Annotated in this window: 23 protein-coding genes and 1 other RNA gene; 7 read left to right on the top strand and 17 right to left on the bottom strand. The window is 57.6% G+C overall.

Annotated elements, in window-relative coordinates; all coding sequences use genetic code 11:
• The 10 genes from mgtE to AAC076_RS00740 form a co-directional block, all read right to left on the bottom strand.
• Positions 1-1,626: a magnesium transporter gene (gene mgtE / locus AAC076_RS00785; RefSeq protein WP_339842435.1), complete on the bottom strand. Its 1,626-nt coding sequence runs from the start codon at positions 1,624-1,626 to the stop codon at positions 1-3.
• Between the two features lie 136 nt (positions 1,627-1,762).
• On the bottom strand, positions 1,763-4,648 hold the full coding sequence (gene gcvP / locus AAC076_RS00780) for an aminomethyl-transferring glycine dehydrogenase (RefSeq protein WP_339842434.1): 2,886 nt from the start codon (positions 4,646-4,648) through the stop codon (positions 1,763-1,765).
• Between the two features lie 194 nt (positions 4,649-4,842).
• Complete coding sequence (gcvH, locus tag AAC076_RS00775) at positions 4,843-5,223, bottom strand: glycine cleavage system protein GcvH (RefSeq protein ID WP_339842433.1); 381 nt, start codon at positions 5,221-5,223, stop codon at positions 4,843-4,845.
• Between the two features lie 30 nt (positions 5,224-5,253).
• The gene (gcvT, locus tag AAC076_RS00770; protein ID WP_339842432.1) at positions 5,254-6,339 is read right to left on the bottom strand and encodes a glycine cleavage system aminomethyltransferase GcvT; all 1,086 of its coding nucleotides are present in this window, start codon (positions 6,337-6,339) and stop codon (positions 5,254-5,256) included.
• A gap of 117 nt (positions 6,340-6,456) precedes the next feature.
• A complete protein-coding gene (locus AAC076_RS00765) occupies positions 6,457-8,070 on the bottom strand; it encodes an iron ABC transporter permease (protein WP_339842487.1) in 1,614 nt (537 codons plus the stop codon).
• A 146-nt stretch (positions 8,071-8,216) separates the two neighbouring features.
• The gene (locus AAC076_RS00760; protein WP_339842431.1) at positions 8,217-9,218 is read right to left on the bottom strand and encodes an extracellular solute-binding protein; all 1,002 of its coding nucleotides are present in this window, start codon (positions 9,216-9,218) and stop codon (positions 8,217-8,219) included.
• 68 nt (positions 9,219-9,286) lie between these two features.
• Positions 9,287-10,543 carry an FAD-dependent monooxygenase gene (locus AAC076_RS00755; protein ID WP_339842430.1) on the bottom strand — a complete coding sequence of 419 codons (1,257 nt, stop codon included), beginning with the start codon at positions 10,541-10,543 and terminating at the stop codon, positions 9,287-9,289.
• Between the two features lie 43 nt (positions 10,544-10,586).
• Positions 10,587-11,804 carry a 2-octaprenyl-6-methoxyphenyl hydroxylase gene (gene ubiH, locus AAC076_RS00750; RefSeq protein ID WP_339842429.1) on the bottom strand — a complete coding sequence of 406 codons (1,218 nt, stop codon included), beginning with the start codon at positions 11,802-11,804 and terminating at the stop codon, positions 10,587-10,589.
• Positions 11,801-13,141 carry a Xaa-Pro aminopeptidase gene (gene pepP, locus AAC076_RS00745; protein ID WP_339842428.1) on the bottom strand — a complete coding sequence of 447 codons (1,341 nt, stop codon included), beginning with the start codon at positions 13,139-13,141 and terminating at the stop codon, positions 11,801-11,803. The genes ubiH and pepP overlap by 4 nt, the downstream gene beginning before the upstream one ends.
• 14 nt (positions 13,142-13,155) lie before the next feature.
• Complete coding sequence (locus tag AAC076_RS00740) at positions 13,156-13,728, bottom strand: UPF0149 family protein (protein WP_339842427.1); 573 nt, start codon at positions 13,726-13,728, stop codon at positions 13,156-13,158.
• A 217-nt stretch (positions 13,729-13,945) separates the two neighbouring features.
• Here AAC076_RS00740 and AAC076_RS00735 point away from each other — a divergent pair, with 217 nt between their 5' ends.
• The 4 genes from AAC076_RS00735 to AAC076_RS00720 all read left to right on the top strand — a co-directional run bounded on the left by AAC076_RS00735 (position 13,946) and on the right by AAC076_RS00720 (position 15,280).
• Complete coding sequence (locus AAC076_RS00735; protein ID WP_150278190.1) at positions 13,946-14,155, top strand: TIGR02449 family protein; 210 nt, start codon at positions 13,946-13,948, stop codon at positions 14,153-14,155.
• Positions 14,152-14,454, top strand: coding sequence for a cell division protein ZapA (locus AAC076_RS00730; RefSeq protein WP_339842426.1), 303 nt, complete (start codon positions 14,152-14,154; stop codon positions 14,452-14,454). Before AAC076_RS00735 ends, AAC076_RS00730 begins: the two co-directional genes overlap by 4 nt.
• Before the next feature lie 40 nt (positions 14,455-14,494).
• A non-coding RNA gene (gene ssrS / locus AAC076_RS00725) (6S RNA) lies at positions 14,495-14,674 on the top strand.
• Positions 14,675-14,677: 3 nt separating this feature from the next.
• The gene (locus tag AAC076_RS00720; RefSeq protein ID WP_339842425.1) at positions 14,678-15,280 is read left to right on the top strand and encodes a 5-formyltetrahydrofolate cyclo-ligase; all 603 of its coding nucleotides are present in this window, start codon (positions 14,678-14,680) and stop codon (positions 15,278-15,280) included.
• A 3-nt stretch (positions 15,281-15,283) separates the two neighbouring features.
• Here AAC076_RS00720 and AAC076_RS00715 read toward each other — a convergent pair whose 3' ends face one another.
• Together AAC076_RS00715 and ilvA are read right to left on the bottom strand one after the other, a co-directional pair.
• A complete protein-coding gene (locus AAC076_RS00715) occupies positions 15,284-15,406 on the bottom strand; it encodes a hypothetical protein (protein ID WP_339842424.1) in 123 nt (40 codons plus the stop codon).
• A gap of 212 nt (positions 15,407-15,618) precedes the next feature.
• Positions 15,619-17,133 (bottom strand): threonine ammonia-lyase, biosynthetic, encoded by a 1,515-nt coding sequence (gene ilvA, locus AAC076_RS00710; RefSeq protein WP_339842423.1) that lies wholly within the window; start codon positions 17,131-17,133, stop codon positions 15,619-15,621.
• 125 nt (positions 17,134-17,258) lie between these two features.
• Between ilvA and rpiA the strand changes: the two genes are divergently transcribed.
• Positions 17,259-17,933 carry a ribose-5-phosphate isomerase RpiA gene (gene rpiA, locus AAC076_RS00705; RefSeq protein ID WP_339842422.1) on the top strand — a complete coding sequence of 225 codons (675 nt, stop codon included), beginning with the start codon at positions 17,259-17,261 and terminating at the stop codon, positions 17,931-17,933.
• Positions 17,934-17,937: 4 nt separating this feature from the next.
• On the opposite strand, the gene AAC076_RS00700 is transcribed toward rpiA, so the two are convergent.
• From AAC076_RS00700 to AAC076_RS00690, 3 genes are all read right to left on the bottom strand, one after another.
• The gene (locus tag AAC076_RS00700; protein ID WP_339842421.1) at positions 17,938-18,840 is read right to left on the bottom strand and encodes an SdiA-regulated domain-containing protein; all 903 of its coding nucleotides are present in this window, start codon (positions 18,838-18,840) and stop codon (positions 17,938-17,940) included.
• A gap of 84 nt (positions 18,841-18,924) precedes the next feature.
• Entirely contained in the window at positions 18,925-19,593 is a 669-nt protein-coding gene (locus tag AAC076_RS00695; protein ID WP_339842420.1) for a fumarylacetoacetate hydrolase family protein, read from the bottom strand.
• Positions 19,594-19,618: 25 nt separating this feature from the next.
• The gene (locus AAC076_RS00690) at positions 19,619-21,016 is read right to left on the bottom strand and encodes an FAD-binding oxidoreductase (protein ID WP_339842419.1); all 1,398 of its coding nucleotides are present in this window, start codon (positions 21,014-21,016) and stop codon (positions 19,619-19,621) included.
• A gap of 177 nt (positions 21,017-21,193) precedes the next feature.
• On the opposite strand from AAC076_RS00690, the gene serA reads away from it, so the two are divergent.
• Positions 21,194-22,423, top strand: a complete 1,230-nt coding sequence (gene serA / locus AAC076_RS00685) for a phosphoglycerate dehydrogenase (protein ID WP_339842418.1) — start codon at positions 21,194-21,196, stop codon at positions 22,421-22,423.
• Positions 22,424-22,449: 26 nt separating this feature from the next.
• On the opposite strand, the gene AAC076_RS00680 is transcribed toward serA, so the two are convergent.
• Positions 22,450-23,085 (bottom strand): 2OG-Fe(II) oxygenase, encoded by a 636-nt coding sequence (locus AAC076_RS00680; RefSeq protein WP_339842417.1) that lies wholly within the window; start codon positions 23,083-23,085, stop codon positions 22,450-22,452.
• A gap of 167 nt (positions 23,086-23,252) precedes the next feature.
• On the opposite strand from AAC076_RS00680, the gene AAC076_RS00675 reads away from it, so the two are divergent.
• Positions 23,253-24,002 (top strand): DUF2059 domain-containing protein, encoded by a 750-nt coding sequence (locus tag AAC076_RS00675; protein WP_339842416.1) that lies wholly within the window; start codon positions 23,253-23,255, stop codon positions 24,000-24,002.
• Between the two features lie 22 nt (positions 24,003-24,024).
• Here AAC076_RS00675 and AAC076_RS00670 read toward each other — a convergent pair whose 3' ends face one another.
• Entirely contained in the window at positions 24,025-24,957 is a 933-nt protein-coding gene (locus AAC076_RS00670) for an alpha/beta hydrolase (protein ID WP_339842415.1), read from the bottom strand.
• Between the last annotated feature and the right edge of the window lie 154 nt (positions 24,958-25,111).

Below are 25,111 nucleotides of genomic sequence, written 5' to 3'. Positions count from 1 at the left end.
TCAGATCAGCAACAGCGTCGCCAAACCGAGAAAGGCAAAAAACCCGACGACATCGGTCACCGTGGTAAGAATAACCCCACCAGCCAGCGCCGGATCAATACCAAACCGGCGCAGAACCAGGGGAATCACCAGTCCCGCTAAAGCCGCACAGACCAGGTTGAGCAAGATTGCAGCGCCTATGATTCCACCAATCTGCCAACTGCCGAACCACAAAATCGCCAGCGCGGCGACCACCAGCGCCCACAGCAGCCCGTTAAGCAATCCGATCCCCAGCTCCTTGATCAGCAGCACCCGCGCATTGCCGCCGACCACCTGCCCAAGCGCCAGCCCTCGAATAACCAGCGTCAAGGTCTGACTCCCGGCGATACCTCCCATGCTGGCCACAATGGGCATCAATACGGCGAGGGCTACGATCTGTTCAAGGGTCCCCTGGAACTGGCCTATGACCCAGGCGGCAAGAAAAGCCGTGATCAGGTTGATACCCAGCCACACAGAACGTCGCCGAGTGCTGGTGAGGATCGGCGCGAACATGTCGGCCTCCTCGTCCAGACCGGCCATGTTCATCATGGCCCGCTCGGAGTCCTCACGAATAATGTCCATCACATCATCAACCGTGATGCGGCCGAGCAACAGGCCGTCATCATCCACCACACCGGCCGACAGCATATCGAGATCTTCGAACAGACGAGCGACGTCGTGGCTCGAGGACTCGACGTTGATCGGCTTGAATTCGTCATCCATTACCTCGCTGACCTTGGCTTCCGGAAGACTGGTCACCATCCGGCTCAGGCGTAACACGCCCAGGTAGCGGTTCTTGCGGTCAACGACCATAACCTTGTCGGTATGGTCAGGCAGGTCTTCCAGGAGTCTCAGATAGCGCAGTACCGAGCCGATTCGCACATCGGCGCGCACCGAGATATGGTCGACGTTCATCAGACCGCCAGCCGAATCCTCGGGATAGGACAACATCTCGGCAATCTGTTTGCGCTTCTGTTCATCCATCGACAACAGTAGTTGCCGGCCAGAGCCACTGGGCAATGCCTGGATCAGATCGACAAGATCGTCTAGATCGAGCTTGCGCGCCGCGGCAACCAGCTCGTCATCATCCATCTCCAGGGCCAGCTTGGCCCGGACCTCCTCGTGCAGGTGGACCAGTACCTTGCCTGACCGCTCGCTGTCGAGGGTCTCCCAGACCGCACTCCGCTCATCCGGCGGCAAGGCTTCAAGCAGGCCCGCCGCCTTGGCCGGATGCATGTGCCTGAAAACCTTGCCAACGCGTTTGTACTTGCCGGCCTGGAGGGCGTCGCGAACGCTGCCGATATGGGTGAAGATGCTTTCCTCTTCCTCCTGCATATCAGCATCGACATCGCCGTGATCACTGTCCCGATGCAAGGTCGCAGCCATTTGTGGATCAAGGTGACGGAGCACTGCCGCCTCGTCCTCGTCGGCTACTTGCTGCCATACAATCTGACGCTGGTCCGGCTCCAATGCTTCGAGCAGGCTTGCCAGCTTACCCGGGTGCATTGGCCGAACAAGTTTGCGCACGCGCTTGAGCTTGCCCTTGGCAAGGGCCTCGACAATCGCGTCCTGGCCGGTGTGAATCGCGTCGCTGGTATCGTCAGTCATAGCAATTGCCAACTCCTGTGTCGCATCCGGGAGGGTGTGGACGCGGCTTGCTCACCCTTAAGGTGCGCCAGCTCTATAGCGGCGAAGGCGAGCCTGGTGGGCCCGCCCGGTATTGGCGCAGGTACGCGCAGGAGTATCAGTCCTCGTAGCTTTCAATAGGCGGACAGGCGCAGAACAGGTTGCGATCTCCGTATACGTTATCGATTCGATTTACGCTCGGCCAGAACTTGTTGGCTGCCACCCAGGGCTGCGGGAAAACCGCTTGTTGCCGGGAGTATGCGCGATCCCAATCGCCGGTGATATCAGCAAGCGTATGCGGCGCGTGATGCAGCGGGTTATCTTCGGCACTCCATTCGCCCTGCTCGACCCGGCTGATTTCGTTACGAATGGTCAGCATGGCATCGACGAAGCGATCCAGCTCGGCTTTGGACTCGCTCTCGGTAGGCTCGATCATCAGCGTACCGGCAACCGGGAACGACATGGTTGGCGCATGGAAGCCAAAATCCATCAGACGTTTGGCGACATCTTCCTCACTGATCCCACTGGCTGACTTGAGTGGCCGTATATCGATGATGCACTCGTGTGCCACCCGACCATTAGCGCCGCTGTAAAGAATCGGATAAGCCTCACCCAAGCGCTTGGCAAGGTAGTTGGCGTTGAGAATTGCTACCTCGGTTGCCTGCCGCAATCCTGCTGCGCCCATCAACGCAATATAGGTCCAGCTGATCGGCAAAATACTTGCGCTACCCCAGGGCGCAGCACTCACTGCACCGTTCTCGGGGTTGGGGCCATCCAGCGGTACTACGGGGTGATTGGCAACGAAAGGCGCAAGGTGCGCGCGAACACCAATGGGGCCCATACCGGGGCCGCCACCACCATGGGGAATACAGAACGTCTTGTGCAGGTTCATGTGAGAGACGTCCGCACCAATATCCGCCGGGCGGGTAAGACCTACCTGGGCGTTCAGGTTGGCACCGTCCATGTAGACCTGGCCACCGTGCTGATGAACGATATCGCAGATCTCGCGAATGCCCTCCTCATATACCCCGTGGGTGGAAGGATAGGTAATCATCAGGCATGACAGGTTGTCGGCATTGTCTTCAGCCTTCTGACGCAGGTCGGCAATATCAACGTTACCCTGATCATCACACCCCACCAGCACCACGCGCATGCTGGCCATCATTGCCGATGCCGGATTGGTACCGTGGGCAGAGGTGGGAATCAGGCAGACATTGCGATGTTCGTCGCCGTTGGCTTCATGGTAATTGCGAATGGCCAGCAGACCTGCATATTCACCCTGGGCGCCCGAATTGGGCTGCATGCAGATGGCATCGAAACCGGTAATCTGCCGCAGCATCTCATCCAGCTCGTCGATCATTACCTTGTAGCCCTGTGCCTGGACCAGAGGTACGAAAGGATGCATCTGACCGAACTCAGGCCAGGTCACCGGGATCATCTCGGTGGTGGCATTGAGTTTCATGGTGCATGAACCCAGGGGGATCATCGCGTGGTTCAGGGCCAGATCCTTGTTCTCAAGCGACTTGATATACCGCAGCATCTCGGTTTCAGAATGATAACTATTGAATACCGGGTGGGTAAGGAAGTCCGATTGGCGACGCAGTCCGGCCGGAATTCCAATTTCCTTGCCAGCGACCTCGGCGTCCAGAACCTCGACGGTCTGAACCGTACCTTCGCCCGCAAATACTGCCAGTAGGGTTTCAACCGTAGCACGGGTGCTGCTCTCGTCCAGGCTGATCCCCAGGTTATCGCCATCGATAAGCCGCAGGTTGATTCGGGCCGCTCGCGCCCGCTCTACGATGGCCCGGGCCTGGCCGGGTACTTCGAGGGTCAGAGTGTCAAAGAATGTCGCGTTGCGCCGCTTGAACCCTGCCGCTTCAAGACCGCTGGCGAGAATCGAGGCCAGCCTGTGAGTCCGCTCGGCGATGGTCCGCAAACCCTCGGGACCGTGATATACCGCATAGAAGCTGGCGATATTGGCAAGAAGTACCTGGGCAGTACAGATGTTCGAGTTGGCCTTCTCGCGACGAATATGCTGCTCACGAGTCTGCAGTGCCATGCGCAGCGCACGATTACCGCGGGCATCGATGGAGACCCCGATGATACGGCCAGGCATTGCGCGCTTGTAAGCGTCCCGGGTGGCAAAGAAAGCCGCATGCGGCCCGCCATACCCCATCGGCACACCAAAACGCTGGGCCGAGCCGAATACCACGTCGGCACCCAGCTCACCTGGCGGTGTCAGCAACACCAGGCTGAGCAGGTCAGCCGCCACGCAGGCCAGACCCTGTTTGGCGTGAACCTCATCGATCAAAGGCTTGAGATCACGAATTTCGCCCCAGGTATCCGGATACTGGAAAAGTGCTCCGAAAACATCGTGTCCTGCGAGGTTGGCTACATCGTCCACTACCAGATCAAAGCCGAAAGCCTCGGCACGAGTACGCACCACTGAAATCGTCTGTGGGTGGCAATCGTGATCAACAAAGAACAGATTGCTCTTGCTTTTGGCTACGCGTTTAGCCAACGCCATAGCCTCAGCCGCAGCTGTCGCCTCATCCAGCAGAGAAGCGCTGGCCAGCTCCATACCTGTCAGGTCGATCGACACCTGTTGAAAATTCAACAGCGCTTCCAAACGGCCCTGGGCAATTTCCGGCTGGTACGGCGTGTAGGCCGTATACCAGCCCGGATTCTCCAGCACGTTACGCAATATCACCGTCGGGGTCAGCGTGTTGTGGTAACCCATGCCGATGCAGGAGGTAAATACCTGATTGCGGCCGGCTATTTCCTTGAGATACGCCAATACCTCGGCTTCACTGCGCGGCCCCTGCATGTCCAGCAACTCCTGACGCAGGATGCTACGTGGGACAGTCTGCTCAATCAGTGCATCCAGCGACTCAACGCCCAGGGCATCAAGCATTGCCTGCTGTTCGGCAGCATCCGGACCAATATGGCGACGCAAAAAGGCATCTGTCTGTTCCAGATCGTTGAGACTTGGCGTGTGGCTCATGGAAATACCTGTCAAAGATTGAAAATGCGGTAGGTTGGGCCCGAGTGGCCCTGTGCGGCCCCAAAGACAGGGCGCGGCTAAATGGCTCGGTTCGTCCGAGTCACGCAGGCTACTGTGTCGGCGTTAGCCAGAAACAGTAACCTGTCAGTACATCCAACTTCCTGGAACGCATTCGCCGGCAATACCGCTGGATATCAGATAGAGGCGCTGTAAGCGTCTGCATCCATCAATTTGTCCAGCTCGGTCGAGTCGTTAGGTTTGACGCGGAAGAACCAGGCGCCCGCATAGGGTTCGCTGTTGACCAGTTCGGGGCTGTCGGTAAGCGTATCGTTGATTGCAACCACTTCACCGCTGACTGGCGCATAGATATCAGAGGCAGCCTTGACCGACTCGACCACGGCACACTCCTGACCAGCGGTCACTTCGCGACCAACTTCCGGCAGTTCGACGAACACAACATCGCCCAACAGGTCCTGAGCATGATCGGTGATGCCGACCGTGATGGTGCCATCCGCTTCCTCGCGGGTCCATTCATGGCTCGATGCGTAACGCAGCTCAGCGGGAGTATTGCTCATGGGGAAGTCCTCGGAAAAAGAATTGGAATGTTATTCGAATACGGCTTTGCCGTTGCGTACGAAGCCTGGCTTGACCACGCGCGCGCTCAGCAACTTGCCACGGATTTCAACCTGGACGCTGTCGCCAGTAGCACGCGGCACACGTGCCAATGCTATGGAGCATCCCAGCGTTGGGGAAAAGGTGCCGCTGGTGATTTCGCCCTCGCCGATACCATCGACCAGAACCTTCTGATGACCGCGCAGCACAGCACGTTCGGCCATGACCAATCCGACCTGCTTGGGCTGATCTGCCGCGGCGCGTTGAGCTTCGAGCGCCTTGCGACCAATGAAGTTGCGCTCGGCAGGCTCCCATGCGATCGTCCAGGCCATATTGGCGGCCAGGGGCGACACACTCTCGTCCATATCCACACCGTACAGATTCATGCCGGCTTCAAGCCGCAGCGTGTCACGGGCAGCCAGACCACATGGGTGACAGCCTGCAGCCAGCAGCGCGTTCCAGAAATCAGCCGCCTGGTCTGCAGGTAAAATCACCTCAAGCCCATCTTCCCCGGTATAGCCCGTGCGGCCAATGAACCAGTCGCCGTTGGGTAATCCCTGGAAAGGTTTGAGATCACCAATCAACGCAGCGCGATCATCACTGACCACGGAGGCCGCCACGTCAAGGGCGCGCGGCCCCTGCACAGCAATCATCGCCAGATCATCACGCTCATGCAGAGTCACTGCATAGCCTTCAGCCTGGCTGTTCATCCACGCTATATCCTTGTCCCGGGTTGCCGCATTCACCACCAGGCGGTACCCATCCTTGGCGAGATAGACAATCAGGTCATCTACAACGCCACCCTCTTCAGTGAGCATGCCGCTGTAGAGAGCCTTGCCGGCAGTGGTCAGTTTTTCAACATCATTGGCGAGCAGGTATCTCAGAAAAGCCTTGGCTTCAGTACCCGCAACGTCGACCACCGTCATGTGAGACACATCGAACATACCCACATCGCGGCGTACATGATGATGCTCTTCCATCTGTGAGCCGTAATTCAACGGCATGTCCCACCCGCCAAAATCAACCATTTTGGCGCCGGCGGCCAGGTGCTGCTCATAAAGCGGAGTACGCAAACCCATGTGGCCATTTCCTTGATGCAGGGAGGATGTTCAGGCTGTGAATTGTAGCCAGAAATAAGCCTAGTGTGCAGTCCTTGGTGACAATTGAGGTCGCGGGGACCAGGAATCCGAACCTAGCTATCGCCGTGCAGAGCGTCGAATCAGCACTATAACCGGGAGGAGCCCAACCAGCACCAGCGTCAGAGCTGGTAGTGCCGCCCGCTCCCAGTTGCCTTCGGTGGTCAGCCCGTGAATCCGCACTGCCAGGGTATCCCAGCCGAAGGGGCGCATCAGCAATGTCGCGGGCATCTCCTTGAGCACGTCAACAAAGACCAGCAACCCGGCGCTGAGAATGCCCGGTAACAGCAAGGGCAGATAGATACGCCGCAAAACCGCCCAGCCTGACTGCCCCAGACTCTGGGCGGCCTCCGGGAGCGACGGTTTGATACGCGCGAGGGAGGTATCCAGGGGACCGTAAGCGACCGCCATGAAACGAATGAGATAAGCTAACAGCAGAGCAAACAGGCTGCCCAGCAGCAGAGGTGCCGGCTGCTCGGCACCCAACCAGCCACGCAGCGGGATCAGAAAGGCATTATCGATCCAGCTGAACGCGAACATGATACCGACCGCCAATACTGATCCTGGCAGCGCGTAGCCAAGATTCGACACTGCCACTGCCGTGCGCACACGCCGAATAGGCTGTAGTCGTCTGGCCAGGGCCAGCAGAATGCCCAGACTGACAGTCAGAACCGCAGCCATACCGCCCAACATCAGCGTATTGCGAATGAGTGACCAGTAGCGGCTATCCAGGTGGGCCATGCCCCCCTCGACCAGCCAATAGACCAACTGACTCACCGGGATGATAAAGGCAACGGCCAGTACCAGCAGGCAATAACCGCTTGCCAACCATGCATTGATCCCGCGCAGCCGATATATCGCACCGGGACGGGGTCGGTCGACCCCGGGGAAACGTCTACTGCCCTGAGCCCTGCGCTCGGCAAACAGGGCCAGAAAGACAAAAAGCAACAGCACACTGGCCAACTGAGTAGCTGTCTGCAAGCTGAAGAAGCCGTACCACGTCTTGTAGATCGCTGTGGTGAAGGTGTCATAGTTGAAAACGGATACCGCGCCGAAATCAGCCAGAGTCTCCATGATTGCCAACGCCGCCCCCGCGCCTATGGCCGGCCGTGCCATGGGTAGCGCGATTTTGGTGAACCCCTTCCACGGCGTCTGCCCCAGAACACGTGCAGCCTCCATCAAACCCCTCCCTTGAGCCATAAAAGCGCTCCGGGCGAGCAGATAGACGTAGGGATAGAAAACCAGCACCAGAACAAGAATGACGCCACCGGTTGAGCGGATGGATACCATGCGGAAATCATTACCCAACCAGTCACGCAGCAACGTTTGCACCGGGCCGGCAAAATCCAGCAGTCCGATCATCACGAATGCCAGCACGTAGGCCGGAATGGCGAATGGCAACATCAGCGCCCAGTCCAACCAGCGCCGACCAGGGAACTCGCACATGCTGGTCAACCAGGCCAGACTGACCCCCAACAAAATAACGCCTGCGCCCACGCCAGCGACCAGCGTCAGGGTGTTGCCAATCAACTGAAGCAACTGCGTCTGCAACAGATGCGCCCAGATGTCGGTATCAATGTTCTGCCAACTGAGCACCAGCACCAGCAACGGCATCACCACCAGCGCGGCTGCGCCGTAGGCCACCGCCCGCCAGTAAGGCATTTTGCTGATCATGACCTGGGGCACATCTGCTCCTGCGACAGTTGGACAGGCACGCTGGATATCAGCGGCCGGAAAAAATGCAAACGCCCGGCGCTAGGCCGGGCGTGCAGTATATCGGGAAATGCCGGCGATGGCTCCGGCTAGTGCTGCAGACCGGTTTACTTCCAGCCCTGGCGATCCATCAGCATGATGGCCTCAGCCTGCAAACGCCCCGCGACCTCGACATTAATCTGGTCTGCCTTGAAATCTCCCCAGGCTGCGACTTCATGGGAGGGATCCACACTTTCATTGGCAGGAAACTCCTGGTTAACCTCGGCAAATACTTCCTGAGCCGCAGGCGTGGTCATCCACTCCAGAAGCTTGATGGCTTCTTCCGGCTGCTTGGAGTGCATGGTCACACCCGCACCAGAAATATTCACGTGCACACCACGATCCTCCTGGTTCGGCCAGAACAGGGCTGCCTTGAGGTCAGGATTGGTTTTCTGCAAACGACCGAAATAGTAGGTGTTGACGATCCCCACATCGCACTGGCCAGCATTGATTGATTCAATCAGCGAGGTGTCATCGGGAAACACTGGCGTAGCCAGGTTGTTCACCCAACCTGAAATGACTTCGCCCGTGCGCTCTTCGCCCAGGGTTTCAATCATGGTGGCGGTCAGGGACTGGTTATATACCTTTTTTGACGTACGCAGACATACTCGGCCCTTCCAGCTGTCATCTGCCAATGCCTCATACGTGCTCAGCTCGGCGGGATCGACCCGTTCGGTCGAATACACGATGGTGCGTGCGCGCAGCGAGAGGCCTACCCATTTGCCACTCTCGGCTCGGTACTGGGCTGGTATGTTCTTTTCGATGACATCGGACTTCACCTCCCGCAGCACGCCCTGCTGCTCCGCCTGCCATAGATTCCCGGCATCCACGGTGATCAGCATGTCGGCAGGCGTGTTCTCACCTTCTGCCTGAAGACGAGCCAGAAGAGGCGCTTCCTTGTCCGTGATGAAGTTGATCTTGACGCCAGTCTTCTCGGTATAGAGATCGAACACCGGCTGAATCAGATGATCCTGGCGTGCAGAATAAACCACCAGCTCTTTGGCCTGGGCGATGCTGCCGAAGGTGGTAAGAGCCAGACTCAGCGCAGTGATGGAGCGAATAACGGACATGGGCTAGGCCTCTTGATAATAAGCAGAGGCTAGATGGTAATGATTCGAATTTAGAATAGCAACCGTGTTTAGCTCTCCTTGCCATCCAATTCCGGGTCGCCAGCCAAGGAAGGCAGATCACCGTCGAGCCCCATCGCACGACGTATGACAACCGACTTCAACTTTGCCTGCTGATCCAGCCATTGCATACCTGCGTTACGCAGCCAGCGCAGCGGCAGGGCATTGGCGTGGAACAGGCGTTCAAAACCTTCCATGGCCGCCATCATGCCGAGGTTGGCACCCATGCGCCTGCGCTCATAGCGCTGCAGCACATCCAGGTCCGCCAGTGGCTCCCCGCGCTGAATTGCCGCACGCAGCACGTCATTCAGCTCGGCAGCATCCAGCAACCCCAGATTGACTCCCTGCCCGGCCAGCGGATGGATGGTATGCGCCGCATCTCCCACCAATACCAGTCCCTGCATCGCATAGGTCTTGGCATGGCGTTGTCTTAATTCGATACGAAATCGCGGATCTACTGCCACGACCTGACCTAGCCGATCTTCAATTGCCGCACCCACCTCGCGCGCAAACGCAGCATCATCCAACGCCATGACCCGGTCTGCGGCTTCTGGCAATAACGACCAGACAATGGAGCAGTAGTGTTCACCCGCCCGATCAGGCAAGGGCAGAAATGCCAACGGCCCCGTTGGCAGGAAGCGCTGCCAAGCCGTGGCCTGGTGCGGCTCGGCCACCTGCACAGTAGTGACAATCGCATGGTGCAGGTAATCCCACTCCCTGAGAGCGAACCCGGCAAGCTCGCGCACCTTGGATCGAGCGCCATCGGCGGCGACTACCAAGGGGGCGCAGAGGGCCTCGCCACCCACCAGCTTGAGCCGCCAGCCCGCATCCTCGCGCACCAGAGTCTCGATTTTTCGATTGCCAAGCATGTCTACGCTGGTTTGCTCCAGCCGGCCCAGCAATGCCTGCTGCAAACGAACGTTCTCCACGATGTGGCCAAGACGGCTTTCGTTCAGGGCGAGGGCATCGAAACGGATTTCGCCCGTGCCCTCTGCATCCCAGACGCACATATGCTGATATGCACAGCGACGCTCACTATCAATCAGCGGCCATACACCCAGTCGCGTGAATATGCGCTCGGACGCGGCGCTGACCGCACTCACCCGAGAATCATAACCAGAGACGGTTTGCGCCGGACGAGCAGGCTGAGGATCCAGTGGCAAGGCATCAACCAGGGCGATATTCAATTCGGTATCGGCCAGCGCAAGCGCTAGCGTTGCGCCCACCATGCCGCCACCAACAATAATCAGATCATAGTCTTGCGGCATGAAACCCACCTCGAATGACTGCGCTGCAAAGCAATTTAAGCGCTCAGATTTTCAGGCCCATGGCCTGTTTCGCAAACATGCGCCGCGCTGGCGGCAGAAGATCCAGGCCGAGCAGGCCTAGATTGCGGCCCAGGGTCAGTACCGGCTGGCGATTGCTGAACAGGCGGGTCAGATAGTCACTGAACGCTACCGTCAGACGCTGATCGGCGCGCTGACCGTCCAGATAGTCCTGCAGAACGGCAAGATCACCCAGCGGTCGTTGCCTTGCCTGGGCAGCAATCAGCCTGTCTGCCAGGGCCACAGTATCGCGAAGCGACAAATTGAAACCCTGCCCGGCAATGGGATGCAGGCTATGGGCTGCGTTACCAAGAATCACCAGGTGGGCCCTGACCTGCTCCTGGGCCTCGATCAGCTTGAGCGGATAGGCCGTCCGCGCACCCACCCGCGTCAAGGCACCAATGCGAAAACCAAAGGCCTGTTGTAGCGCGGCCAGAAACTCCCGGTCGGGTAGCGCAGCAATATCATCTGCCTGATCCTCCGGCAGGGTCCAGACCAGGCCGCTGCGCTGACCAGCCAGTGGGAGCAGTGCCAGGGGCCCGGATTCGGTAAACCGCTCATAGGCTACCGATCCATGACCCTGGGCGCTGGTAATATTGGTGACAATTGCGGTCTGCCCATAGGGGCTGATTTCGCGATGCACACCTAACTGATCGAGCAATCCTGACCTGCCTCCGTCAGCAAGTACCAGTAAATCCGTGTGCACCGTCTGGCTGGATTCGCCGGTCTCGATATCAAGCGAATAGCCTCCTGGAACCGCACGCGCCGAGCTGGCACGTGCAGGAGCCATCCATTCGACCGCCTGGGGGTCAAGAGCGCCCAGCAACACCTCACCCAGCCTGGCGTTCTCGACCACATAACCCAACGCAGGTACGCGTTCCTTTTCGGCATACAGTCGGGTTACGCCAGGGTGCCCACGATCAGACACATGGATCTGCCGGATCGGCTCGACGCAAGCTGTCAATCGGTCCCAGACGCCGAGTCGCTCGAGCAGCAGACGACTGCCGTGCGAGAGTGCGGTAGAGCGTGAATCGTAGCTGGGTTGCACCTGCCCCGCTGCCAAAGGCTGAGCTTCGATAAGACGAATACGCCAACCGGCCCGGCGCGCGCAGTCCTGCAGGGCCAGCGCCAGGCAGGCGCCAACCATACCGCCACCAATAATCGTCAGATCCTTGCCTGCGCCAGCACTTTTCGCGCTACTCACGCAGGCACTCCAACATCCTCTCGAGCTCGTGACATAAGGGCCTCGATCTCATCCGCATCCTTGGGCACGTCGGCACTCAGCACCTCGCAACCGGTTTTGGTCACTACCACGTCATCCTCGATGCGAATTCCGATACCCCGCCATTTGCGCGGCACCGTCTCATCATCAGGTGCAATATAGATTCCCGGCTCGACCGTCATCACCATGCCGGCCTCCAGCTCACGCCAGGCGCCACCCACGCGATAGTCACCCACGTCATGCACATCCATGCCCAACCAATGGCCGGCACGATGCATGTAAAAACGCTTGTAGGTTTCGTGAGCAATAAGTTCCTCAACATCGCCCTGCAGCAGACCCAGTTCGACCAGTCCCGCGGTAATCACCCGGACGGTTGCCTCATGGGCTTCATTCCAGTTGCGGCCAGGGGCGATCACCTCAAAGGCTGCGGCCTGGGCTTCAAGCACGATGTCATAGACGGCACGTTGCTCGGTGGTAAAGCGTCCACTGGCGGGAAAAGTGCGGGTAATGTCGCTGGCATAACAGTCGAGCTCGCAGCCGGCATCAATCAGCACCAGATCACCGTCGCGAATCTGCGCGTTATTTTCGGTGTAATGCAGAATGCAGCCATTTCGGCCAGCGGCGACAATGGAGGAGTAGGCAGGGTATCGGCTGCCATGACACATAAAGGTATGTTGCAGCTCAGCTTCCAACTGGTATTCCCAGCTTCCCGGACGGCAGATCTCCATGGCGCGCACATGCGCCTTGGCGGAAATCTGAGCCGCCTCACGCATCACCTTGACCTCTGCGGCACTCTTGTACAAGCGCATATCGTGCAGCAAGTGGTCGAGGGCAACAAACTCGTTGGGCGGAGTCGCACCCAGCCGAGCCTTGCTGCGGATAACATTGATCCAGTTGGTCAAACGGCGGTCAAAATCGGGGTTGGCGCCCATCGCGTAGTAAACCCGCTCGCGCCCTTCGATCAATCCCGGCAAGATGTCGTCGACATCGGCAATCGGGAAAGCGTCGTCTGCCCCATATTCGCTGGCTGCGCCATCCTGGCCCGCACGGTAGCCATCCCAGAGCTCCCGCTCTTTGTCCTTCTCGCGGCAGAAAAGCACATATTCGCCATGCTCACGCCCCGGAATCAGCACCGCTACCGCTTCGGGCTCTGGAAACCCGGTCAGGTACTGAAAATCGCTGTCCTGGCGGTATTGGTATTCCACATCCCGGTTGCGCACGCGCACTGGAGAGGCAGGCAGCACCGCAATGCTGTTGGGCTCCATCTGTGCCATGAGCGCCTTGCGACGTCGGGCGTATTCCTGTCTGGATATGTGCATGCCTACCTCTTTTCCTAGTGCAATGATGCCGGGGGCTGTTTCTCGCTGTCGGAAGCGGGCTGACATTCACTGAAAAGCATCAGCACCGCCATGCGAACGTATTCCATGACTTCCATGTAATCGACCTCGTTGGCTTCAGACTCCTCCAGGTCGGTTTGCACTTGGGCAATGGCAGCGAAATCTCGTAGCGCACTATCCGCCTCTTCGCTCAGCTCGCCACTGCGTTCAACCAGACCAAAACCACCCAGAAAGCCTTCGCACCACTGACCAAGCGCCTGGGTGCGCCTGTCAACGGTTGCGCTGTCGTCCGGCAGAAGGAGAGTGATATCAAAGCCACTCCCGGTCAGCTCGGCCAGACTGGCATCGTGCAACAGGATGAGCTGAACCTTGCCAGCCTCGGAGAGCGTACCCCGAGTATCAAGCAACTCCTGGGCTACATTCAGCCAGGTACCATGGTCGTAACGGGCGCCGGCGGATAGCCTACCGACCAGATGACCATGCATCTCGGCGGGAAAGGCCGACGCTCCCAGGTCACTGAAAAGCTGGGCATAACGGTCAAAATCAAATACGGCTGGCATCAGTGCCATAAAGCGAGGCCTCCAGGAGTAACCAGAACATTATAAAAGCAGATGGGCTTCGATAGCGGAGCTTATATGTTGCGTAATCTACTGCCCCCGGCGAGCAGGGTCCAGTGCAGTGAACCCCAGGCATCTGGCCGGGACTCTGTATCTTCCCGATACAGGTTTGACCGGCTTGCAGCGCCACTCTATAGTTGCCCAACACCGGGAAGACAGAATGGCGAAAATGGAAGCACCCGACATTAATACTCTGACACTGAAAGTGGCCCAACTGATCGACTTGTGCGACCGCCTCCAGCAGCAGAACCAGCATCTGCAGCTACAGGAAAAATCCTGGAGAGAAGAGCGGATGCAATTAATTGAAAAGAACGATTTGGCCCGTCAGAAGGTCGAAGCCATGATATCTCGTCTCAAATCCCTGGAGCATGATGCATGAGCACCGCCCTGACCGTCACCCTGAACATTCTCGATAAGGAATATCGTGTGAGCTGCCCTCCCGAGGAGCGTAGCAATCTGGAACAGGCTGCACGCCATCTGGATAGCACCATGCGGGACATTCGCAACAGCGGCAAGGTTATTGGCGTGGAGCGGATAGCCGTCATGGCTGCAATTAATATTAGCCACGAGATGCTGACCGGCAGCCGCAAGCAGGATGGCGAACTCGATCGGCAACAACAGCAAATCGGCGAACTGGTCAGCCGCCTTGATCAGGCACTTTCACGCCACCAATCCTGATCGGCCGTGAACTAGTGCGCATTTTTCTGTATAGTGGCCTTTGTCCCTGGGATGTTTGCCAGCAGGTGATGTCCCTGAGCCGATACTCCTGTAAAAGGAGGCCACGCGCCATTGTCAGTGTGCATGTCCGCATGACGGAAAGCCTGAGGCAATGCCGTGTCCCCCACCTTGAACTTTCGGGTTCAAGGGCTAACCCGGCAGCGGCATCTCCGGGGACCCTCACATGATCCCTACCCGACGCAAGGCGCTACGCAAGGAACTGCGTTCCGCGCGCCGGGCACTCACCCCCGCCCAGCAAAAGCAGGCCAGCCGTCGTCTTTTTCGGCAACTGGCCAAGCACCCGATGTTTGTCCGCAGTCGGCACATTGCTTTGTATCTGGCTAACGACGGTGAGATCGACCCAATCCTGCTTTTACGCCACGCTCTTCGCCTCGGCAAGACCTGTTATCTGCCTGTTTTGAAACGGTGGCCGCGTGGCAGCATGGGATTTCAACGCATTCACAAGCATCAACAATGGACGCGTAATCGCTTTGGTATTACCGAGCCCAGGGCCAGCATCAGCAGCCAGACGCAGCCATGGCGACTGGACATGGTACTGATGCCGCTGGTTGGCTTTGATGTGCAGGGCAACCGACTGGGAATGGGCGGAGGATTCTACGACAGGACCTTCGCCTATCTTCGCCAAAGGCAGACGTGGCTCGCGCCCAGCCTGATAGGACTGGCCCACGATTGTCAGAAGCTAGACAGGTTGCCAGTAGAGTCCTGGGACATTCCCCTCGATGGCATCATCAGTGATGCAGAGTGTCTCATGTTCAAGCGGGCCTAAGCGCTACTGCTGATTGCGCTCCACCACAGACCTGCTCTCCAGAAACCCCTGGGTGTATCCCGTAGTCACCACCCCAAGGCCAAAAACAATAACCAGCACCCAAAGCAAATCAGGTTTACGACGCACAGCTACTCCTCCCCCAAATGCAGTACATTATTATTATTCAAAACGTTGTTCTAGTAAGTGGAAGCCCACGCCAGACTCGCCTCGCCGAACCCCAATAACAAAAGAAGATCGCAAGTGATACGAATACATAGCGTGAATCACGTCTTCATTTTTTAGACCTTGTCAGGATCCATGTCAAATCTGGCCAAAGGGACCGATCCAGGGGCGTCTTTTCAGGCCAGATAGAGTTTGTAAGCAGGATTGTCCGTTTCATCCCAATACATATACCCAATACTGTCCAGGATTTCCGGCACTTTGTGTCTATCCGCCTCTGCTACCTGAAGTCCTACCACCACCCGACCGTATGCCGCTCCGTGGTTGCGGTAATGGAACATGGATATATTCCAGCGCCCACCCAATTTGTTGAGAAAGTTGAACAGCGCACCTGGGCGTTCAGGAAACTCGAAACGGTAAACCACCTCATCGGTAACCTGCTCGCAATGGCCTCCGACCATGTGGCGGATATGCAGCTTGGCCAGTTCGTTGTCGGTCAGGTCCAGAACCGGAAAGCCTTCCTGCCCCAGCAGTTCCACCAGTGCATCCCGGGGGTCAAGTTCCGGGTGGGTCTGCACGCCGACAAAGATGTGGGCCTCGGCATCATCGTGAAAACGGTAATTGAACTCGGTTATCGATCGCTTACCGATCGCCTGGCAGAACGCCTTGAAGCTGCCGGGTTTTTCCGGAATGGTCACGGCCAGCAAAGCCTCGCGCTTTTCGCCAATCTCGGCACGCTCGGCCACGTGGCGCAAACGATCAAAGTTGACGTTGGCGCCCGAATCAATAGCGATAAACACCTTGCCACTACAACCTTCTCGCTCGACGTACTTCTTTATACCGGCCACACCAAGGCACCCCGCCGGCTCGCAGATAGACCGCGTGTCGTCATAGATATCCTTGATCGAGGCGCACATTTCATCGGTAGTAACCGTGATCACCTCATCGACATGATGACGGCAGACCTCAAAGGTATGCTGACCTATCTGCGCAACTGCCACGCCGTCGGCAAACAGTCCTACCTGGCTTAACACCACCCGCTCGTCAGCAGCCATCGCTGCCTTAAGGCATGCGGCATCTTCCGGTTCCACACCGATCACGCGGATGTCCGGCCGCAGATATTTGACGTAGGCAGCGATACCTGCGATCAGACCACCACCGCCAACCGGCACAAAGATCGCGTCCAACTGCCCTTGATGCTGACGCAAGATCTCCATGGCAATGGTGCCCTGACCGGCTATGGTATCGGGGTCATCGAAGGGGTGGATGTACACAAGCCCCTTTTCCTTGATCAACTTTTGCGAATAGGCCAGGGCTTCGTCAAAAGCATCCCCATGCAGGACAACCTTTGCGCCTCGGGCACGAACGGCACGCACCTTGATCTCAGGTGTAGTGCGCGGCATGACGATGGTGGCTTTCACCCCCAGATGACGCGCCGCGTAGGCCAGACCCTGGGCGTGGTTACCGGCCGAAGCTGTCACTACGCCACAGGCGCGCTGTTCGTCAGTCAGTAGTGCCAATTTGTTGTAGGCGCCACGAATCTTGAACGAAAACACTGGCTGCAGGTCTTCCCGTTTGAGCAGAACCGTATTGTCCAGCCGCTCTGACAGGAAAGGTGCGGCGTGAATGGGCGTCTCAACCGCAACATCGTAGACGCGGGAGTTGAGGATCTTCTTGACGTAGGTTTCCAGCATGGGGCTTCGACTTGTTCCGGGGAAAACCACCAGTCTAGCGAATAGCCCGGTCTGCGACTACACGCTGCCTCTCCATGGCGCGTATAATTTGCGACTTCGAATAACGCCGACCAGAGGTATCAACCATGTCCCAGGATAAATTGAAACAGGCCGTTGGCCAGGCTGCCGTGGATATTTTGCTACCAAACCTGGAAGACACCAGCGTCATTGGCATCGGCACCGGATCGACAGCCAACTGCTTCATCGACGCACTGGCAAAACATAAGGGTTTTTTCGACGGCGCTGTAGCCAGCTCCCAGGCCACAGCCGAAAGGCTGCGCGAACATGGCATTCAGGTGCACGACCTCAATAGCGTCGGCAGGCTGGATTACTACGTGGACGGCGCTGACGAGGCGAACAAGCACCTGGAGCTCATCAAGGGCGGAGGCGCGGCCCTGACTCGGGAAAAAATCGTGGCCGCCGTTGCTCGTACCTTTATCTGTATTGCCGACGGCAGCAAACTGGTCGACACGCTGGGTGAGTTCCCCCTTCCCGTCGAGGTGATTCCAATGGCCCGCAGCCACGTTGCCCGCGAGATAGTAAAGCTCGGCGGTGACCCGGTTTATCGCGAAGGTGTTGTTACTGATAACGGCAACGTGATTCTCGACGTGCACAACATGCAGATCCATGACCCTCGCAAGCTGGAAGAACAACTCAATGCGATCGTCGGCGTGGTCTGTAACGGACTGTTCGCCGCCCGCCCGGCGGACATTCTGCTATTGGGTACCGCCGAAGGAGTCAAAACGCTGAAGCCAGTCTGAATGGCTAGTCCGCGGGCACGAACCGATAGAAAAGGTTCGGCTCGCTGACCACATACACCCGATCCAGATCATCCACCGCCAGTCCTTCGGCCTGCGGCACAGTGTCGCGCAGTCCGCTCATGCCGCGCCACAACCCCAGCAAACTGATCGGTTTCTGCTCAGTATCATATTCGACCACCATATGTGACTCGTCACTGAGCAGCATAATATGGCCACTACTCCGGTCCACGCTGACCGACGAAAGATCACTCATGAACAACATTGCTGAGCCATCTGACTTGATTTCGGTAATGTCCAGGCTGCTGGGCTCGCCAGCCACAGCGTCGACAAAACCCGTAACTGCCAGCACGCGCAACGGGTCGCGCTCCCGCACCACCAGCAACCTGCGGTTAGCATCATCCCAGGACAATCCTTCAAATCCTTTGTTGCCAGGCTCGTCCAGTGCTATCACCAGGCTGGGGGCAGCGCTTACATCTAGCTCCCGGGTGGCTTCGGTTATCGTCACCAGAGACAGCCGCTGGTCACGCTCCTTGGCAATCACGTATTGATTCCCGGCCACATGAGTTAGCCCCTCCATATCCCTGCCCCCTTTCACCGGGATACGACGCAGCACCTCACCCTCAACGCTCAACTCAAGAAGCAGCGGATCGCCATTGAGCAGTGCGAAAAGGGTTCCTGTGTCGGCATTGTAGGTGAGCGCGGAAAGGTCATCATTGATGCCCTCTACTTGGCGGGCCTCAATATCTACCCGGTAGCGACCAAGCCCTAGCGACTGGTCCGACGTCACCTCACGATTGAGCTTCCAGTCGTACCACCAGAGGACATCCAGGTGATTGAGTCGCAAGTAACCAACTGCCGCCAGCAAACTTGCAATGGTCAGCACCACAATGATTTTCAGCATCGACATCTAGTCAGACCCGCAGTGAGAGCTATGCAGTGAACACTTCCAAAATCCCAGGACCACAAAGCTCAAAGTATGCGGGGGACACATTCAGCCCTGCACGCATGCAGCCTGCTCTAACAGGCCGGGTATGGACAATTCCAATTGATCACCAGCTTGCAGCACGCCAACCCCTGCAGGGGTGCCAGTGATAACAACATCGCCGGGCAGCAGGGTAAATACCTCGGCAATCTGCTGCAACAACCTCAGGATCGGGGTGATCATTTGGTCAGCGTTACCTTGCTGACGCAGTTCGCCGTTGATCCGCAGCTCGAGACCCAGATCGTTCAGCTCGGGTGCCTGGACGATCGGTACGAACAAAGACAAGGGGCAGGCACCATCAAATGCTTTTGCCCGCTCCCAGGGATGCCCCTTGGCCTTGAGTTGATCCTGCAGCTTACGCAGGGTCAGATCCAGCGCCAGACCCACTCCAACGATGGCCTGACGGGCTTCAGCCTCGTCGATCTTGCCGCTCAGACTGCTGCCAACCAGCAGGGCAAGCTCGGTTTCGTAGTGTACCGGACCACGCGAGGGGCGTAGCTCGACAGGGTCGGCCAGCGACGTGATAGCTGTCGATGGCTTGATGAACAAAAGCGGCTCGGTAGGTACCGGGTTATTCAGCTCCTTGGCATGTTCGGCGTAGTTACGCCCCACACATACCACCTTGCCCACCGGCAAATCAGCAGGAGAACCATCGGAAAAACGGTGTTGGTAGTGCATGGAATCTCCTTGCTGTTGATGACAATCAAGCCACTGGGAAGATCTTGCCCGGGTTCATTATTCCGTTTGGATCGAACACCTTCTTGATCGATTTCATTACGGCAATTTCCGCTTCGCTGCGGCTGTAGGTCAGATAGTCGCGCTTGGTCATGCCGACACCATGTTCGGCGGAAATCGAACCGTTGTATTTCTGCACGATCTCAAACACCCATTTGTTCACCGTGGCGCAGCGCGAGAAGAACTCGTCCTTGGACAGGCTTTCCGGTTTGAGAATATTCAGGTGCAGATTGCCGTCGCCTATGTGGCCAAACCAGACAATTTCGAAATCCGGATAGTGTTGGGCGACGATAGCATCAATATCGTGCAAGAAAGCCGGCACTTTACCCACAGTAACGGATATATCGTTCTTGTAAGGCGTCCAGTGCGAGATGGTCTCGGAAATGAACTCACGCAATTTCCAGAGGTTCTGCAGTTGCTGCTCGCTCTGACTCATGACGCCGTCGAGCACCCAGCCCTGCTCGACGCAGTGCTCGAAGGTGGCCAACGCATCATTGGCGACATCTTCATTCAAGGCTTCAAACTCGAGAAGAGCATAGAAAGCGCAGTCAGTCTCGAATGGTGCCGGGACATCACCGCGGCCCATGATTTTGGCCATGGCCTTGTCAGAGAAAAACTCAAAAGCCGTCAGGTCGATCCGATTCTGGAAAGCATGCAATACCGGCATGATCGAGTCGAAGTCCGGTGTACCCAACACCATGGCGGTAAGATTGCGCGGCGCGCGCTCCAGCTTCATGGTCGCCTCGACAACAAATCCCAGCGTGCCTTCAGCGCCGATAAACAGCTGACGCAGGTCATAACCTGTGGCGTTCTTGGTCAGATCCTTGTTCAGTTCCAGCAACTCGCCCGTACCGGTAACCACCTTCAGACCCGCCACCCAGTTACGGGTCATACCGTAGCGAATTACCTTGATACCACCGGCGTTGGTACCGATATTACCACCTATCTGACTGGATCCCGCGGAGGCAAAGTCCACCGGATAGTACAAACCCTTGTCCTCGGCGAACTGCTGCAGCTGTGCCGTCACCACACCAGGCTGACAAACGACAGTGCGATCGAACTCATTGAACTCCGTGATCTGGTTCATGTAGTCAAAGGAGACGACGATCTCTCCGTTGGCCGCTACCGCAGCAGCGGAGAGCCCGGTGCGCCCGCCGGAGGGCACCAGTGCCAGCTTCTGCTCATTGGCAAATCGCACCAGAGCCTGAACCTGTGCGGTGTTTTTCGGAAACACGATCGCAAGTGGTGCTGGCTCAAAATGCTTCGTCCAGTCCTTGCCCCAGGTATTCAACGACTCCGCGTCGGTGCGCACCTTGTCGGCATCTACCAGCGTTTTAAGGGTATCGATAATGGTATCTGGGGTCATGGGCGGCTCTCGAACGGAATTCATGCTGTACCTGAAGACTTTTCATACAGGTACAAGCATCAAAAAAGGGAGATTATGCTAGCATACGCGGCTTCCGAAACAGGACTCTTGCTGCGACAAAAAACGTCACAGAGTACTGATGGCTTATCTTAATCAGCATTGCGGGTATCCGACACCATGAACAAAACCTCGCTGGACAAAAGCAAGATCAAGTTTCTGCTCCTCGAGGGCGTCCACCAGACCGCCGTCGACACACTGAAGGCTGCCGGGTACACCAACATCGAGTACCACGTGGGCTCCCTGCCCGAAGAGCAGCTCAAGGAAGCGATTGCCGAGGCTCACTTCATCGGTATTCGCTCACGCACCCAACTGACCGCCGAGGTTTTCAGCCACGCTCACAAACTGGTCGCCGTCGGATGTTTCTGCATCGGCACCAACCAGGTAGACCTGACAGCAGCGATGGAAATGGGCGTGGCGGTATTCAACGCCCCCTTCTCCAACACGCGCTCGGTAGCCGAACTGGTTCTGGCTGAAGCCATTTTGCTGCTGCGCGGCATCCCGGAGAAAAACGCTTCTTGCCACCGAGGTGGCTGGATCAAGAGCGCAGACAATTCCTATGAAATCCGTGGCAAGAAACTGGGGATCATCGGCTATGGTTCGATCGGCACCCAACTGTCTGTTCTGGCTGAAGGCCTGGGCATGCAGGTGTTCTTCTACGACGTGGTGACCAAGTTGCCACTGGGCAATGCAGTACAGGTCGCCTCACTGCACGAGTTGCTGGGCATGGCTGATATCGTAACCTTGCATGTACCGGAGACCGCTGCGACCAAGTGGATGATGGGCGAGAAGGAAATCCGTGCAATCAAGCCCGGCGGGATCCTGATCAACGCCGCCCGTGGCACTGTGGTGGACATTGATGCTCTGGCCGGCGCACTGCGCGACAAGCACCTCAATGGCGCTGCTATCGATGTGTTCCCGGTCGAGCCACGCTCCAACAAGGAAGAATTTGTCAGCCCGCTGCGCGAATTCGACAACTGCATCCTGACGCCCCATGTCGGCGGCTCGACGCTGGAAGCGCAGGCCAACATCGGCCTGGAAGTAGCAGAGAAGCTGGTGCGCTACAGCGATAACGGCACCTCCATCACTTCGGTCAACTTCCCGGAAGTGGCGCTGCCCTCGCATCCTGGCATGCATCGCCTGCTGCACATTCACCAGAACGTGCCTGGCGTGATGAGCGAAATCAACCAGGTATTCGCGCAGAACAACATCAATATCTGCGGCCAATTCCTGCAGACCAATGAAAAGGTGGGGTACGTAGTGATCGACGTCTCCGCTGACGCCTCCGAGCTGGCTTTGGAGAAGGTCCAGCAGGTCAAGGGTACTATCCGCGCCCGCGTCCTGTTCTGATTTGCCAATAGCAGGCCGGCAATCTGCTAGCGCAAAAGCGGATTGTCCGGTCTACGGCGAAACCAGCCCACGAGGCTGGCACGCTCCCGGTTCGCCGCCAGCACTTCATGCACAATACTGTCGCTCATGAATACCGCCAGGGTGCCACCGCGCGGCGCGACATCATGCCTGCCTTGCTCCAGATGCAAACGTAATTCTCCCCCGTCCCCTGGCTGCCAGGCCTGATTCAGATAAGCCACTACCGATACCTGCCTCAGGGGGCTTCCCTTGAAGCGGTCCAGATGTTTTCGATATCCCGCACCAGGGGGATAGAGAGCGTAGTGGGTTTCAAAGCTATCGAGTCCGATGAACAGATTGCGATTAAGCGTAGAACGCAGGCCATCCATGATCTGCAGAAAAGCGGCTCCAGCCATCGTTGGCGGGCAGTCATCCAGCCAGCGCGTATAATCACCACGAATCGACGGGATAACCAGCTCTTCTCCAGCGGGACCCACAGCCGCCGGTGTCAGGTCATCGCGGCGCCATAACTGGCGGCAGACCGCGCCCAGTTCGCCGACCAGCTCGTCAGGCAACGCCTGCTCCTGAACGGACCAGCGACGGACAACCAGGTCATCGGCGATGCGCTCGAAACAATCGCCCAGGGCAAGGGGGAACTCGGACATGGTTATAAACTCGAATGTTGCGTTGGATGCTACGCTTGGAGTACCTGACACCCCCAGACATCGGTTTGACGTCCCAGGCTGCCAGCCGGCGCATTGTATCCTTTGCCGCTGGCACAACAAGCCTGCCAAACAGTCTGTTCTGACCACAATCCTCAATGCGAGAATCTATGCGCCTTAAATCGATCCACCTGCTGGCCATGGCACTGTTAATCAGTGTCGCCCTCATTGCCATGAACGTAAGGGCTCAGACGCCCGCGCAGCTCTACGACCTGTCGGGGATGGCAGCTCACCAGCGCCATTTCCAGGATGCCCTGAGCGCCGCTCAGCAACGATATGCACAGCAGTTACCAGCCAATGTGCATGCCAGCCTGGTCAACAAGAGCAATCAGCGTTTTGAACCCCAGGCCATGCAAGACCGGGCGCGTAGCCGTCTGGCTGTAACGCTGCCCGACTCTGCCCATGAAAAAGCAATCGAGTTCTACCGCAGCCCCCTGGGTCGCAAGGTAGTCACAATGGAAACCCGAGCAACCGCCCCCGCGTCGGTCAAGGAAATGCAACGCGGCATACCCCAGCAGCAGATTGATCCCCAGCGTTACACCTTGCTGCGCCAACTGGGCACCACCCTGCCCGCACTGGAAGTTGGAGTTGAGGTATCGATGGCCCTCGCCAACCTGGCAACCGATAGCGCCAATGAGCTGCTGGGCGGTCTATTCCAGGTACCGGTGGATCTGGTCAGTGCGCGCCGTGAAAACATACGCAACCAGATGGTTCCTGAACTGCCAAACACCCTTGCCTATGTTTACCGCGATCTCAGCAACCAGGAACTGGAGCAATACCTTCAGTGGACCCAGACTGCCGAAGGCGTAGCTACCTATCAGGCCATGACCCAGGCCACCAGTGAGGCATTGAACCCCTGAGCACAGGCTGCGCGGCCCGGGCTCAGATATCCAGTTGGCGAGCGAGCCAGGCAAGGTATTGACGGCGAATCAGCTCATCCTCGTTAGCCAGATGGTGGCGCGCCTCGGGAAGATAAAAAATCTGCGGATTGTCGAACTTCTGCTCAAGTACGCGCATGTTGTGCTGCCAGTCAACGGTACCATCCAACTGCCCTTGTACCACCAGCGGACTCAGTCCGCTGGGGCTGGCCTGCTCGATTCGGGGTATCCACTTCTCCAACGCCTGCACCCAGGCAACAGGGAGAAACTGGGCTTGCAAGGGATCGCGTTCGCGTATGAAGTCGAGGAATTCCTGATCGGTCGAATTCTCGGTGAAACGGCGGCCCAATTGCTGCACGAACCCACCCAGCAACCGCAGGCTGACCTGCGATACCCCCCACTTGCGTGGCCTGACCAGAGGCGCCATCAATACCGTACGCCCCAATTCCTCAGGCAACGGTCCGTGCAAAAGCTTGTCGATCAGAATTGCGCCACCGGTGCTCTGCCCAAGCAGATGCCAGGGCGCAGGCAAGCCCCACCCAGAGGCGTGTATCAATACCTCATCAAGCACTTTCTGATAACGCAGAAAGCAATCGATACTTGCTCGCTCGCCGCTGGACAGGCCATGGCCCGGCAAATCAAAGGCCATGACCGCCAGACCTCGCTGCAGAGCCCAACTGATCAGGTGGCGATACAGACCCATGTGATCATAGTAGCCATGCAGGATGATCAAGGTTCCCCGTGCCTGCGGCGGCAACCAGACCTGCACAGCCACGGCAAACTCGTCGACCTGGATGCGACCCAGATGCTGGCGCGCGCGATCACTAAAGTCGATACCGTAGTAAGACGCATAACGCCGCGCAGAATCGTCCAGCTTTAGCCCCGGTTCCAACTCTGGCAACTGTTCGACCAGCACGTCCAAAAAAACCTGATCCATTCACTTCTCAACTGATCAAAAGGTGAGTATTGATTCCCAAGGAGTAAGCTACGTTTACCCGGACACGACACGGGTCGCGACACAATTCCATGCCTTGAACATGATTTGCAATCGATCATCGTGTAACATACCGCGTCTCCAAATTCCACGACCT

The sequence above is a fragment of the uncultured Halopseudomonas sp. genome, assembly GCF_963977355.1.
Taxonomy (GTDB): Bacteria; Pseudomonadota; Gammaproteobacteria; order Pseudomonadales; family Pseudomonadaceae; genus Halopseudomonas.
The sequence above is the reverse complement of the archived record's forward strand: the minus strand, read 5'-3'. Positions and strand labels throughout refer to the sequence as shown.